12 protein-coding genes are annotated in these 13408 nt (G+C 64.6%); 6 read left to right on the forward strand and 6 right to left on the reverse strand.

Annotated features, from left to right (window positions below; genetic code table 11):
* Nucleotides 1-77 precede the first annotated feature (77 nt).
* From menC to L2I41_RS16890, 3 genes are all read left to right on the forward strand, one after another.
* Nucleotides 78-1196 (forward strand): o-succinylbenzoate synthase, encoded by a 1119-nt coding sequence (menC, locus tag L2I41_RS16880; protein WP_237154751.1) that lies wholly within the window; start codon nt 78-80, stop codon nt 1194-1196.
* A complete protein-coding gene (locus L2I41_RS16885) occupies nt 1193-1906 on the forward strand; it encodes a GNAT family N-acetyltransferase (protein WP_237154752.1) in 714 nt (237 codons plus the stop codon). The genes menC and L2I41_RS16885 overlap by 4 nt, the downstream gene beginning before the upstream one ends.
* 95 nt (nt 1907-2001) lie before the next feature.
* Nucleotides 2002-2979 carry a sugar-binding transcriptional regulator gene (locus L2I41_RS16890; protein WP_237154753.1) on the forward strand — a complete coding sequence of 326 codons (978 nt, stop codon included), beginning with the start codon at nt 2002-2004 and terminating at the stop codon, nt 2977-2979.
* On the opposite strand, the gene L2I41_RS16895 is transcribed toward L2I41_RS16890, so the two are convergent.
* The 5 genes from L2I41_RS16895 to L2I41_RS16915 form a co-directional block, all read right to left on the reverse strand.
* A complete protein-coding gene (locus L2I41_RS16895) occupies nt 2959-3693 on the reverse strand; it encodes an aspartate/glutamate racemase family protein (RefSeq protein ID WP_237154754.1) in 735 nt (244 codons plus the stop codon). The genes L2I41_RS16890 and L2I41_RS16895 overlap by 21 nt on opposite strands.
* 4 nt (nt 3694-3697) lie before the next feature.
* Nucleotides 3698-4600, reverse strand: coding sequence for an ABC transporter permease (locus tag L2I41_RS16900; RefSeq protein WP_237154755.1), 903 nt, complete (start codon nt 4598-4600; stop codon nt 3698-3700).
* 2 nt (nt 4601-4602) lie between these two features.
* Entirely contained in the window at nt 4603-5490 is an 888-nt protein-coding gene (locus tag L2I41_RS16905) for an ABC transporter permease (RefSeq protein ID WP_237154756.1), read from the reverse strand.
* A 780-nt stretch (nt 5491-6270) separates the two neighbouring features.
* A complete protein-coding gene (locus L2I41_RS16910; RefSeq protein ID WP_237154757.1) occupies nt 6271-7566 on the reverse strand; it encodes an ABC transporter substrate-binding protein in 1296 nt (431 codons plus the stop codon).
* A 59-nt stretch (nt 7567-7625) separates the two neighbouring features.
* Nucleotides 7626-8621, reverse strand: a complete 996-nt coding sequence (locus L2I41_RS16915) for an ABC transporter ATP-binding protein (RefSeq protein ID WP_237154758.1) — start codon at nt 8619-8621, stop codon at nt 7626-7628.
* Nucleotides 8622-8954: 333 nt separating this feature from the next.
* Here L2I41_RS16915 and L2I41_RS16920 point away from each other — a divergent pair, with 333 nt between their 5' ends.
* Nucleotides 8955-9662 (forward strand): GntR family transcriptional regulator, encoded by a 708-nt coding sequence (locus tag L2I41_RS16920; protein ID WP_237154759.1) that lies wholly within the window; start codon nt 8955-8957, stop codon nt 9660-9662.
* Between the two features lie 261 nt (nt 9663-9923).
* On the opposite strand, the gene L2I41_RS16925 is transcribed toward L2I41_RS16920, so the two are convergent.
* Nucleotides 9924-10490: a YjaZ family protein gene (locus L2I41_RS16925; RefSeq protein WP_507161416.1), complete on the reverse strand. Its 567-nt coding sequence runs from the start codon at nt 10488-10490 to the stop codon at nt 9924-9926.
* A 283-nt stretch (nt 10491-10773) separates the two neighbouring features.
* Between L2I41_RS16925 and L2I41_RS16930 the strand changes: the two genes are divergently transcribed.
* Together L2I41_RS16930 and arfA are read left to right on the forward strand one after the other, a co-directional pair.
* On the forward strand, nt 10774-11700 hold the full coding sequence (locus L2I41_RS16930) for an ArsR/SmtB family transcription factor (RefSeq protein ID WP_237154761.1): 927 nt from the start codon (nt 10774-10776) through the stop codon (nt 11698-11700).
* Between the two features lie 183 nt (nt 11701-11883).
* Nucleotides 11884-13395, forward strand: a complete 1512-nt coding sequence (arfA, locus tag L2I41_RS16935; protein WP_237154762.1) for an arabinosylfuranosidase ArfA — start codon at nt 11884-11886, stop codon at nt 13393-13395.
* Nucleotides 13396-13408 lie beyond the last annotated feature (13 nt).

Here is a 13408-nt window from a genome sequence, read left to right on the forward strand (position 1 = left end):
GCGGGGCTGACGGTCCCGTTGCGCGATGGGTATCAGACCATCTCTGCGGCGGTGTCGCGGAGGAGAGACCTAGCACCATGACCCGTAGCTTTCCCGTGCTCGAACGTGCCGAGTTGCGCCTGGTCCGCCTGCCGCTGATCACGCCCTTCACCATTTCCACGGGGACCATGACCGACAAGGTCTTCCCGCTGCTGACGCTCTGCGCCGGCGGTCTCGAAGGCTACGCCGAAGGGGTGATGGACCCGCTGCCCGACTTCCTCGAAGAGGCGATCCCCGGCGCCATGGCGCTGATCGGCGACACCATCCTGCCTCAGATCATCGGCAAGTCCTTCGAGAACCCGGCGGCGCTCGAACGGGTCTTGAGCCCCTGGCGCGGCAATCGCATGGCGCTCGCCACCGTGGAGATGGCCTTCTGGGACCTGTGGGCCAAATGGCTCGACCTGCCGCTCAAGACCGTGCTCGGCGGTTCGGGCGACGCGGTGGACGTGGGCGTTTCGCTCGGCATCGGCCCGATCGAGGGCACAATCGAGCGTGTGCGCGCCCATGTGGCGCAGGGCTACAAGCGCATCAAGCTCAAGATCATGCCCGGCCATGACGTGGAGCTGGTGGCCGCGGTGCGCGCCGCCTTCCCCTCGATCAAGCTGTCGGTGGACGCCAATTGCGCCTATCGCCTGTCCGATCGCGCGCTGCTCGCCCGGCTCGACGCCTTCGGCCTTGAATATATCGAACAGCCGCTCGCCTATGACGATCTGCACGATCACGCCGCGCTGCAGGCCTCCATCGCCACGCCGATCTGCCTCGACGAGGCGATCCGTCATGTGGGCCACGCCCGCCGGGCGCTCGCCTGCGACGCCACGCGCGTCGTCAACATCAAGGTCGGCCGCGTCGGCGGCTTTGCCGAGGCGATCCGCATCCACGATCTCTGCGCCGCCCATGACGTTCCCGTCTGGTGCGGCGGCATGCTGGAATCGGGCGTCGGGCGCGCCCACAACATCCACCTGTCGACGCTGCCCAACTTCGCCAAGCCCGGCGACACCTCCTCGGCCAGCCGCTATTTTACCCGCGACATCATCGTCGAGAAGCTGGAGACGGCGGACGGCCGCATGCCGGTGCCGCAGGGGCCGGGCATCGGCGTGCATCTCGACCGCGACTTTCTCGAAACGGTGACGCTCTCGGTCCGGAGTTTCTCGGCATGAGCATCGTCCTGCGCGATCTCCGGGGCATGGCCGAGTTCCATGCCGTCGAGGACCTGCAGCGGCAGGTGTGGGGCGCCGACGATCTCATCGATCCCGGCGATCTCATGATGGTGGTGCAGGAGGAGGGCGGGCTGGTGGCCGGCGCCTTCGACGAACACCGTCTCCTCGGCTATGTCTTCGGCTTCCCGACGGTGACGCCGGGCGTGCAGCATTCGCACCGCCTCGCCGTGCACCCGGACGCGCGCGGCCTCGGCCTCGGCGCGGCGCTCAAATGGTACCAGGCAGACTGGTGTCTCAAGCGCGGCATCACCCATGTGCGCTGGACCTTCGATCCGCTGCGCCTGCCCAATGCCGCCCTCAACATCGGCCGGCTCGGCGCCACGGCCTCGGTCTATCACCGCGACTACTATGGCAAGATGGGCGGCATCAACGCCGGCACCGCCTCCGACCGGCTCCTGGCCGACTGGCGCCTCGACAGTGCGCGCGTGGCCGCCTGCCGCGCCGGGGCTCGCGATGACGCGGCCGACCCCTCGGACCGCGTCGCCATCCCCGCCGATTTCGCCGGCCTGCTGGCCCGCGATTCCGATGCCGCCGCCGCCGCCCGCCTCGCCATGCGCGACGCCCTCGAAAGCGCCTTCGCCGCCGGACTCGCCATCATCGGCATCGACGTGAAGGCGCCGGCCTATCTCCTGGGACCGCTCGGGGCGTGAGCCGCCTCCGCCTCTCTTGACACTCCGCCCGACCGGGCTATCTCTGGGCCGGCGGCGCGCCCCGGTCGGCGGCGCTCGCGCGGGGAGCGAGGGGCATGGCGCGAGAGCGGGACGGAGGCGACAGTCAGAGGCTCGAAGACGCCGCGCGCGCCGGCTGGCTCTATTACATCGCCGGCAATACCCAGGACGAGATCGCCCGCAAGCTCGGCGTATCGCGCCAGAGCGCGCAGCGGCTCGTGGCGCTGGCCATCTCCGAACGGCTGATCCGCTTCGAACTCGATCACCCCATCGCCCGCTGCCTGGAGCTTGGCGCGGAGATGGAACGCCGGTTCGGCTTGAGGCTTGCCGAGGTGGTGCCCACCGATCCCGATCATCCCGGCGCCCTGTTCGGCGTAGCCCACGCAGCGGCCGCGCATCTCGAACGGCATTTGCGGAGCCCCGATCCGGTTACGCTCGGAATCGGCATGGGCCGCACGCTGAAGGCAGCGGTCGACCAGATGCCCGCCATGGACTGCCCGCAGCACACCGTCGTCTCGATGACCGGCAACATCGCGCCCGACGGCGCCGCCGCCTATTTCTCCGTGATCTTCAACATCGCCGACAAGACCAAGGCGCGCAGCTATCCCTTCCCGGTGCCGGTGATCGCCTCGTCGGTCGAGGAGCGCGACGCGCTGGTCGGCCAGCCGTTGGTGGTGGCCAACATGGCGCGCATCGCTCAGGCGGGCACCCTGTTCGTCGGCATCGCCGGTCTCGGCGACAACGCGCCGCTGCTGCAGGACGGATTCCTGTCCACCGCCGACCTCAAGGCCCTGCGCGCGGCCGGCGCCGTCGGCGAGATCACCGGCTGGACGTTCGACCGCAAGGGCGAGCTGATCGAGGGGCTCACCAACGCCCGCGTGATGAGTGCGCCGCTGCCCGATCTCACCGATCGTCTCTGCGTTGCCGTCGCCGTCGGCGCTGCCAAGGTGGACGCCATCCACGCCGCGGTGACGCGGCCGCTGGTCAACGGTCTCATCACCGACGAGGCGACCGCCGAAGCCCTGCTCGCCCGCTCAACCCACGGCAAAGTCTGAGAATATCCCCGCGTAGGGTTTGACCGGCGGCGTCCGCCAGGCGCCGAGCTTCGACGTCCTGAGGCCGAGCCGGACCAGGCTCTCCATCAGCCCCACCGCCGCAGCCACGCCGTCGATCACCGGCAGGCCGTGTTCGGCGGAAAGCTCGCCGGCGAGATCGGCCATGCCGGCGCAGCCGAGCACGATGGCCTCGGCCTGATCCTCGGCGATGGCGCGGCGGATTTCGTCGGAGATGCGGCCGCAGGCCTCCGCGTTGCGCTGTTCCAGCGCCAGCACCGGCACGCCGGCAGCGCGCACGCGGGCGCAGCGGCTTGCGAGGCCATAGCGCATCAGATTGTGCTCGATCGGCACGATGGAGAGCGCCAGCGTCGTCACCACCGAAAAGCGGCTTGCCACCAGGGTGGCCATGTGAAAGGCCGCCTCACCGATGCCGATCACCGGCGCGCGGGCCACCGAGCGGGCCGCATCGAGGCCGGTGTCGTCGAAACAGGCGATGATATGGCCGTCGACGCCCTGACTGTCCGCCTCGCGCAGGGCCATCAGCATGCCCGGCACCGCGAAGGCCTCGTCATAATAACCCTCGATGGACACCGGCCCGAACTCGGGCTGGCTGGCGACGATCTCCGTGCCGGTCCCGGCAATGGCGCGGGCGGCGAGCGCGATCTTGTCGGTCATCGCGCGGGTGGTATTGGGGTTGACCACATGAAGGCGCATGGGCTCAGACCGTTCCCTTCCCGGCGTCCGACCCGTGCGCGGCCTGTCGCCGTTGCAGCAGGCGGATCACGAAGACGGCGGCGAGGATCACCGTGAAGGACACCGCCGAGATCACCGTGCCGAGCGCGTAGATGTCGGGCTGCGTCACCGTGGTGGTCCGGCCTTGCAGGTCGAGCGGCAGCGTGTTGACCGGCCCGATCGCCTGGCTCGACCGGGCGAGTTCGTCCCAGGAGAGCGTGAAGCCGAACAGGCCGATGCCCACCACCGACGGCGCGATGATCGGCAGCACCACATGCCGGAAGGTCTGCCAGGGCGTGGCGCCGAGGTCGCGCGCGGCCTCCTCGAGCCGCGGATCGAAGCGGTTGAAGATGGCGAACATGATCAGCAGGCCGAAGGGCAGCGTCCAGGTGAGATGAGCGCCGAGGCCGGAGGAATAGAGCCCCATGGCCGTTTCCCAGGTGTCGGCAATGTCCTGCAGCCCCCAGTCGCCGAAGTGGTTGATGATGTAGTCGTCGAGCAGGCGGAACTCGAGCGCGATGCCGAGCGAGGTGATCAGCGAGGGCACGATCAGGCTGGCGATGGCGGTGTAGAACAAGAGCGCCTGGCCGCGGAACTTGGCGCGGAAGGCCATGCCGGCGCTGACCGAGATCACCACCGTCAGCACCATCACGGTGAGGCCGAGGCCGAGCGAGCGCTGGAAGGAGGCGCCGATGTCGATGATGCCGTTGCCCTCCCACAGCTTGCGGAACCAGGTCAGCGACACGCCGTTCATCGGGAAGGTGAGGCCGCCCTGCGGTCCCTGGAAGGACAGCACGTAGATGGCGATCATCGGCCCGTAGAGAAACAGTACGTAAAGGGCGAAGAAGATCGCCAGGAACCAGAAGGCGGGGGAGCGGCCTTCGCGCATGGTCACAGCTCCTTGCGGATGTCGACGAGCTTGGTCAGCGCGGCGATGATCAGGAAGGTGACGCCGAGCAGGATCACCGCATTGGCGGCGGCGGCGGGGAATTGCAGCGCGTCGAGCCGGGTCTGGATGATCTTGCCGGCCGAGGCGATCTGCTGGCCGCCCATCACGCCGACGGTGACGAAGTCGCCCATGACGATGGTGATCACGAAGATCGAGCCGATGACGATGCCGGGCTTGCACAGCGGAATGATCACGTTCCACAGCGTCTGCCAGCCGGAAGCGCCGGCGTCATAGGCCGCCTCGATCAGCGCGCGGTCGATGCGGATCATCGAATTGAAGATCGGCACCACCATGAAGAAGGTGAACAGGTGGACGAGCGCCAGGATCACCGAAAACTGCGAATAGAGCAGCCATTCCAGCGGCTGGTCGATCAGGCCGATCGCCTGCAGGAAGGAATTGACGAGGCCGTTGCGCCCCAGAAGCGGGATCCACGCGATCATGCGGATCACGTTGGAGGTCCAGAAGGGAATGGTGCAGATGAGGCTGAGGATGATCTGCCATTCCCTGGACTTCACCTCGAAGGCCAGGAAATAGGCGACGGTAAAGCCGATCGTCAGCGTCGCCGCCCAGACGATGGCGCAGAATTTCAGCGTCTGCACATAGGTCTTCAGGATGGTGCAGAGTTCCGGCAACTGCGCCAGACACCCCTCGAAGCTGTCGGTATAGCCGCGCGTGGTGAAGGTGGGGATCATCTCATAGTCGTTATAGTCCCAGAAGCTGACCACCACGACGAAGACCAGCGGCAGGATGAAGAAGACCAGAAACACCAGCGCCATCGGCCCGGCCTGCAGCCAGGCGATGACGGAGGATCGAGCGGATGTTTCCTGCATGGGGACCCCGTTTGTGGTCGTTCAAGATGCGGTCGCTCACGCGACGTTGCTTGTTCTGCTGCGTGGATGGTCCGCCTCCGCGGACCATGACGGTTCCCGACAAGGCGATCGCCGCCGAATGCCGGTGACTGTTTCCCGCAGGGTAACTGTCACCTTTTCGCCGGCGGTCATCCCAAGCGGCTCCGTCGGTTCCCTCAGACAGGTGACAGTTACGCCGGCTATGCCGCCGAAACAGTCACCGGCCTTTGTTGCACCGCAACTCTCCGCGCGGTTCGCTCGTCATGGTCCGCGGAGGCGGACCATCCACGCAGTCACGGCAAAAAAGCCGCGAAGCGTCCTTTTTCATAGGGCAGGGGCTGCAATCCGGCAGCCGGGTAGCTGCGGAACCCCACCCCTCTCCCTGTCCCTCCCCCGCAAGGGGGGAGGGAACTCCGGTTGTTGCCAATCGCGACCTGGACCAGCGTTGAGAAGCATCTTGCCATCGTCCCCTCCCCCCTTGTGGGGGAGGGACAGGGAGAGGGGTGAGCGACCTTATGGATATGTGTGCGCTGGAATGAGAGGCAAAAGCCGAACAACAAGGAGAGCCCCTGCAATTTCCGGCTCTTACCCCTCTCTCCAACTCTCTCCCGCAAGGGGAGAGAGAGCACGCTGGCGCCTCCGGCCAGAACCTGCCCGGCGCTCTCCTCGTTCAGTTCACGCATCGGCCCCACCACATCCCCTCCCCCCTTGAGGGGGAGGGAAAGGGAGGGGGGTAACCCCGGTCCAATCGCAGCCCTCTCATCACGCCGCGATGAACTCGTTCCACTTGCGGACCATGTAGTCGTTCTCGTCCATGATCGAGTTCCAGCAGGCCACGTTGCCCATGCGGTCGTCATAGGAACCGCCGTCGCGCACGGCACCGGCCTTTTCGAGCAGCGTGCCGTCGGGACCGAGGATGTCCTTCTCGGCCGGCTTGCCTTCCATCCAGTAGGCCCACTCGTAAGCTTCCATATTGGCCTTGGCGGTGGAGAGCACGGCCGAGTAATAGCCCTGGCGGTTGAGATAGGCGCCGGCAAAGCCCGACAGGAACCAGTTGATGAACTCGTAGGCCCATTCCTGCTTCTGGCCCTTGACGCCCTTGGACATGCAGAAGCCCGAGGCCCAGGAGCGGTAGCCTTCCTTGAGCGGCTGGAAGGTGCAGGGGATGCCCATGGAGCGCACCTTGGTGACGGCCGGCGACCACATGGACTGGATCACCGTCTCGCCCGAGCTCATCAGGTTGACGGACTCGTTGAAGTCCTTCCAGAAGGCGCGGAACTGACCGGCCTTCTTGGCCTCGGTCAGGATCTTCATGGTGAGGTCGATCTCGTCCTTGGTCATGTTGCCCTTGTCGGGATACTTGTAGAGGCCGGAGGCTTCCACAACCATGGCGGCGTCCATGATGCCGATCGAGGGGATGTTGAGGATCGAGGCCTTGCCCTTGAACTCGGGGTTGAGCAGCTCGGCCCAGCTTTCGATCGGGCGCTTGATCAGGTCCGGACGGATGCCCAGCGTATCGGCATTGTAGACGGTCGGGATCAGCGTCACCCACTCGGTGGCTTCCTTGGCGAAGACATCGGAATCGGGGCCTTCGAGATAGAGCACCTTCCACGGCGCCGTGCCCTGGTTGCCGATCTTCTTGCCGTTGGGCAGCTCGCCCTTGGTGAACACCGGGGTGATGTTGTCGAATTCCTTGATCTTCTTGGCGTCGAGCGGCAGGATGTTGTTCGACGGCACCAGCTTCTTCAGCGAGAAATATTCGGTGTCGAGCACGTCGAAGCTGTTGGGCTGGGTCATCACGCGCTTGGTCACGTCATCGGTGGTGGCGGTGATGTATTCGATCTTGATGCCGGTATCCTCGAAGCACTTCTTGGAGATGGCGTCGCCCTCGTTGACGGCGGTGCCGAGGTAGCGCAGCACCTTCTCTTCCGAGGCCTTGATATAGGGGAAGCCGGTGATGGCACCCGAACCGGCGGCAAGGCCGGCGACACCGGCGGCACCCTTGAGAAGCGACCGGCGGCTGACGCCGGTGGACAACGGCTTGATGATCTCAGTCATGTCAGTTCATTCTCCCTCTGGGGCCGCCCCGGTTATCTCGAGGTCGGCCGGATAACCGGTCAGGACAGGGTGTGGCTTTGCGCGGCATCCCACAGCGCTGTGACGGACTCGGAAACTTGCAATGGACGGGCGTCGAAGACGGCCTCGCCCACATGGGCGATCAGGTCTTCGCCGGCGGCGGTGCGGGCGGACACCTGCACGAAGGTGCCCTGATACTCGACGTCGGTGACGGTGGCGGCGATGCCGCCCCGTGCGCCATCCATCGCGCTGCCCGGCACCAGCTGCAGCTTGTCGGCACGGATGGCGATCTTGGCCGTGTCCGTGGCGATCACATTGTGGCCGCCGATGAAGCGGGCGACGAATTCGGTGCGCGGCGCGTTGAACACCTCGCGCGGACTGCCCATCTGCTCGATGCGGCCGCCGTTCATCAGCACCACGAGATCGGCGAGCGCCATGGCCTCTTCCTGGCCGTGCGTCACGTGGATGAAGGAGATGCCGAGCTCGCGCTGCAGGCGCTTGAGTTCAGCGCGCATCTTGATGCGCAGGAAGGGATCGAGCGCCGACAAGGGTTCGTCCAGCAGCAGGATCTGCGGTTCGGTGATCAGCGCCCGGGCCAGCGCCACGCGCTGCTGCTGGCCGCCCGACAGTTGCGCCGGCAGGCGGCCGGCATAGGGCGTCATGGCCACTAGGTCCAGGAGTTCGCCGGCCTTGGCGCGGCGGGTCTTCTTGTCGACGCCGCGCATCTTCAGCGCAAAGGCCACATTGTCGAGTACGCTCAGATGCGGAAACAGCGCATAGGACTGGAACATCATCGCCGTGCCGCGCCGGGCCGGGGCCAGGTCGGTGACATTCTGGCTGCCGAGGATGATGTCGCCCTCGCTCGCCGCTTCATGACCGGCGATCATCCTCAACGTCGACGACTTGCCGCAGCCCGACGGCCCCAGCAGGCAACAATAGGTGCCGGCGGCGATCTTGAGATCGATGGCGTCGACCGCCGTGGTCGAGCCGTAGCGCTTGGTCAGGGCCGCAAGTTCGAGAGCGGCGGGATTGGGCATGCGGTTTCCCCGGCAAGGCGGTTGGGTGGATGCCGCAGGGCGAGGAGCCCCGCAGCGCTTGCCTTCAATTGGCAAGAGGCATGCCAATAGGGGAAACGTCGTATGCACACCGGGAAGCGCAGAAAAAACAGCGACTTGTCAGAAAATGACCGCGGAAGCATCCGCGCTTAATTAATAGTCACTCAACAATTTTGCGCCTGATTTGCAGGCAGATTGAACACATACATCACCTGTTTTGTATACGATTTAGGAGATTGATGGATGCAGGCTTCTTGGATAGCATGGCTTCCAATCCCGCCATGCACGCGGTGAGTCTCAGCTTCTCGAAAGCCCATGCCCGCAGAAACCTACACGGCCGACCCCGCCAGCCTGACGCAGGATCGCGTTGCCCGCATCCGCAACGGCTTGATGACGGCCATTCTCGAACACCGCCTGCTGCCCGGCACGCGGCTGCGCGAGGATGAGGTCGGGCAGATCTACGACGCCTCGCGCACGCTGGTCCGCGCCGCCCTGCAGCAGCTGGCGCACGAGGGCATCGTCGACATCGAGAAGAACCGCGGCGCCTTCGTCTCCAGTCCCACCCCGCGCGAGGCGCGCGAGACCTTCGAGGCGCGCCGGCTGATCGAGGCAGCCATCGTCGAACGGGCCATTGCCGCCCGCACCGACGTCTGGCTCAGCCGCCTCGACGAACACCTCCAGCAGGAGCACGACGCCGAGGCGCGCGGCGACCATCGCGCCGCCATCCGCCTGTCGGGCGAATTTCACCTCGCCGTCGCCGACATGGCCGGCCAGAGCATCTATGGCAACATCCTCAGCGAGCTGGTGGCGCGCACCTCGCTGATCATCCTGCTCTACCGCCGCCACCGCGGCCACCATTGCGGCCCCGACCACCACCGCATGATCACCGACGCCATCCGCGCCGGCAACGTCGACGCCGCCCGCACGCTGATGGTCGACCATCTCGCCGAGATCGAAGCCGAGCTGGACCTCACCGAGGCAGAGGAGCCCGCCGTCAGTCTGGCGCAGATCCTGACCAGCTGAGGGGTTCCGGTCACAGTCCGGAGCGCAACCGATCTTCGCCGACAGGCTTCGCTTGCCGGCCCGCAGGGGGCGGCGATGTTGACACCGCACGCAAGCGCGCTTATTTTCAACCGAAGGGACGCCAGATCGACTGTGAGGCTCCCTCCGCCGCCTTCACGGGCGGTCCAACCGGGATGGTGGATAGGGGCAACCTGAAGCGAGTGTCGAGAGATCCAGGGAGCCGTTCGCAAGGACGCGCTCCTTTGGTGTTTTTGCAGGCCCTCACCTGTAGCGAAACTTTCTGTTGTTCAAGGCAGCGTCAATTGCGGCGGCTGCCCGAACCTTCAAGCCCTTCGATGGCTGCGGGGCAAAGTAAGCGCTCTCCACGCCCATCACGAGGTGATAGCGGTTTCCGTCAAAGCGGCCCCGCTCCTTGGCCAGCGTGAAGAAGGCTGTATAGGCCAGTCCGTCGATGATCAGGGTGGCATTGTAGACGCCATAGTTCCTGTCGCTTGCCGTCCAATACATCGTGCAAGACGAAAGCGCGCCCAGCAGCTCACGAAGATTGAGCGAGCTTTCGTAACGCGCCCGGCTGAAGACGCGCGCGCGGTTGCCATCCATGATCAGCTGGTGCTTCGGGGTGTGAAGCGCGGGATCGTAGCCCTCTGTCCAGCAATGGCATGAAAACTGGACCTTGAGACCGATCACATCACCGCGCGGCATTTGAAAGTTCAGGACGTAGGGGCAAAGGTGCGGCACCCTCACCTGGAAACTCTCGACGACCGGGAGCGCGACGGGGCATCCCTGGCTATCCAGCAAGCCGCCGTCCTTCATCAAGACAAAATGCATCACCAAGGCCAGCTTGCACTGAAGTTGCGCTGCGTTGCAGCCTCAATGGCCAAATATGCCATCAGTGATTACAATATCAAGCCTCTACACCCATGAGGAAATCAGTCGGAAGGAGACCGCGCCCGACAAGCAACAACATGAGGCCAGCCCCCGCCACCTCGCCTTGTTTCACCGCTTACCCGGCTTCGTCATCGTCACTGGATTTCCGCCGCTTTCCGATTGATTACATCAAAAATTTCGATATACATGGGTAAATTGACCTCCTTCCGGATTGATATCAAGAATGAGCCGCGAATTTCTCGTCATCGACCCCGAACAAGGATTTGCGACTCTGAAGGGGCTGGCCTCGCCGGTGCGGGTGCAGATTCTCAAGCTGCTGCATGCCAAGGGCGCGATGAATGTCAACGACATCGCCGCCGAACTGTCGCTGCCGCAGTCTTCCGTATCCACCAATGTGCAGATCCTGGAAGAGGGCGGATTGATCCGCACCGAGGCCCAGAAGGCCCGCAAGGGCAGCCAGAAGATCTGCTATCCCGTGGCCGAGGAAGTGCTTATCGTCTTCAAGGAAGACGCCCGCTCCACCGGCTCGGACGCCATCGAAGTGTCGATGCCCATCGGCCTCTACACGAGCTATGAGGTGGCCGCCCCCTGCGGCCTGTGCTCCACCGACGGCATCATCGGCCTCCTGGATGTGCCCAATTCCTTCCTCGACCCCGACCGCATGAAGGCCGGCCTGATCTGGTTCACCCGCGGCTATGTGGAGTATCAGTTCCCCAATAATGCCAAGCTTTCCGGCAGCAAGGTCAAGGACTTGGAAGTGGCGGTCGAGCTCAGCTCCGAGGTACCCGGCACCAGCGCCGACTGGCCGTCCGACATCACCATGACCATCAACGGCGTCGATGTGGGCACCTGGACCTCGCCCGGCGATTTCGGCGACAAGCGCGGCGTCTACACCCCGTCCTGGTGGAAGCTGAAGGGCTCGCAATACGGCAAGATGAAGAACTGGCGCATTTCGCCGGAGGGCACCTTCGTCGACGGCGTGCGCATCTCCGACGTGGTTCTGGATGACCTCGACCTGCTCGGCCACCGCTCGATCCGCCTGCGCATCGGCGTTCGCGACGACGCCCGCCACCCCGGCGGCATCAACATTTTCGGGCGCGGCTTCGGCAATTACGACCAGGACGTGATCCTGCGCATCCGCACCGAATGATACCGGAAAACGTGATATACAAATTTCCGCTTGTTTTTCAACAACTCAGCGCTTCAATCCCCGCTTTTGGTCAAGAAATCCGCCCCTGTCGTGATATCATCACTTGACGATCGACCTGGAAGGCCCTTAAATATCTGAAAATCTGCTTTACATCAGAAAATAAGATATAAAAAGGGAGGTAACATGTCGGCGACCGTTACGGCGCATGCGCGCTTCATTGTCGCGGAGATCGATCCGCGTCTCTACGGTTCCTTCATCGAACACCTGGGCCGTGCCGTCTATACCGGCATCTACGAGCCCGGCCACCCCACCGCGCGCCCTGACGGCATGCGCGGCGACGTGATCGATCTGGTGCGCGAACTCGATGTGCCCGTCGTCCGCTATCCCGGCGGCAATTATGTCTCGGCCTTCAACTGGGAGGATAGTGTCGGGCCGAAGGAACTGCGCCCGACGCGCCTCGATCTTGCCTGGCACACCACCGAGAACAATGAGGTGGGCCTGCACGAATTCGCCGACTGGTGCGACGCCGTCGGCGCCGACATGATGTATGCGGTCAACCTCGGCTCGCGCGGCCTCGACGCGGCCCGCAACGTGCTCGAATATGCCAACCACCCCGGCGGCAGCACCTATAGCGACCTTCGCATCAAGAACGGCCGCAAGGAGCCCTTCAACATCAAGCTCTGGTGTCTGGGCAACGAGATGGACGGCCCCTGGCAGATCGGCCACAAGACGGCCGACGAATATGGCCGCGTCGCCCATGAGACCGCCAAGGCGCTGCGCGCCTTCGACAAGTCGCTGGAGCTGGTGGTCTGCGGCTCGTCCAACGCCAAGATGCCCACCTATCCCGAGTGGGAAGCAACCGTCCTCGATCACACCTATGACGAGGTCGATTACATCTCGCTGCACATGTATTTCAACAACAAGGCCGGCGACACGCCGCGCTATCTCGCCGAGAGCCTGAAGCTCGACGACTATATCACCTCGGTCGCCGGCGTGATCGACTATACCAAGGCCAAGAAGCGCTCGGAAAGGAACGTCTACATTTCCTTCGACGAGTGGAATGTCTGGTATCATTCCAACGAGCAGGACCGGACGATCCTCGAGGGCAATGACGGCTGGCCGTCGGCGCCGCCGCTTCTGGAAGACATCTACAATTTCGAGGATGTGCTGCAGGTCGGCCTGATCCTCAATACCTTCATCCGCCGCTCCAACGTGGTGAAGATCGCCTGCCTCGCCCAGCTCGTCAACGTCATCGCCCCGATCATGACGGTGCCCGGCGGTCCTGCCTGGCGGCAGACCATCTTCTATCCCTTCCTGTTCGCCTCGCGCCACGGCCGTGGCAAGGCGCTCGACCTTGCCGTCGACAGCCCGAGCTATCAGGTGGAGGGCATCGGCGCGGTGCCCGGTCTCGATGTCGCCGCCGTGCATGCCGAGGCGGACGGCGTCGTGAGCTTCTTCATCGTCAACCGCACCGCCGAACCGATCAGCACCTCCATCGCGCTTGAAGGCTTCGGCAAGACCGCCCGCATCATCGACCATCAGGTGATGACCTCGGCCGATCTCAAGGCCGTCAACAGCGCGACGACGCCGGGCGCCATAGAGCCGAAGCCCGGCAGCGACGTCACCGTTGCCGGCACCACGCTGACGGCCACCTTCGCCGCCTATTCCTACCAGATGATCCGCGTCCGCGTCTGATCGGACGCCAGGA

Source organism: Oryzibacter oryziterrae (genome assembly GCF_021864535.1).
Lineage (GTDB): Bacteria > Pseudomonadota > Alphaproteobacteria > Rhizobiales > Pleomorphomonadaceae > Pleomorphomonas > Pleomorphomonas oryziterrae.

Bases quoted from the DNA above. Each gene is read 5' to 3' on its own strand.
- menC (WP_237154751.1), top strand. From the start codon at position 78: ATGACCCGTAGCTTTCCCGTGCTCGAACGTGCCGAGTTGCGCCTGGTC.
- L2I41_RS16885 (WP_237154752.1), top strand. From the start codon at position 1,193: ATGAGCATCGTCCTGCGCGATCTCCGGGGCATGGCCGAGTTCCATGCC.
- L2I41_RS16890 (WP_237154753.1), top strand. From the start codon at position 2,002: ATGGCGCGAGAGCGGGACGGAGGCGACAGTCAGAGGCTCGAAGACGCC.
- L2I41_RS16895 (WP_237154754.1), bottom strand. From the start codon at position 3,693: ATGCGCCTTCATGTGGTCAACCCCAATACCACCCGCGCGATGACCGAC.
- L2I41_RS16900 (WP_237154755.1), bottom strand. From the start codon at position 4,600: ATGCGCGAAGGCCGCTCCCCCGCCTTCTGGTTCCTGGCGATCTTCTTC.
- L2I41_RS16905 (WP_237154756.1), bottom strand. From the start codon at position 5,490: ATGCAGGAAACATCCGCTCGATCCTCCGTCATCGCCTGGCTGCAGGCC.
- L2I41_RS16910 (WP_237154757.1), bottom strand. From the start codon at position 7,566: ATGACTGAGATCATCAAGCCGTTGTCCACCGGCGTCAGCCGCCGGTCG.
- L2I41_RS16915 (WP_237154758.1), bottom strand. From the start codon at position 8,621: ATGCCCAATCCCGCCGCTCTCGAACTTGCGGCCCTGACCAAGCGCTAC.
- L2I41_RS16920 (WP_237154759.1), top strand. From the start codon at position 8,955: ATGCCCGCAGAAACCTACACGGCCGACCCCGCCAGCCTGACGCAGGAT.
- L2I41_RS16925 (WP_507161416.1), bottom strand. From the start codon at position 10,490: ATGCATTTTGTCTTGATGAAGGACGGCGGCTTGCTGGATAGCCAGGGA.
- L2I41_RS16930 (WP_237154761.1), top strand. From the start codon at position 10,774: ATGAGCCGCGAATTTCTCGTCATCGACCCCGAACAAGGATTTGCGACT.
- arfA (WP_237154762.1), top strand. From the start codon at position 11,884: ATGTCGGCGACCGTTACGGCGCATGCGCGCTTCATTGTCGCGGAGATC.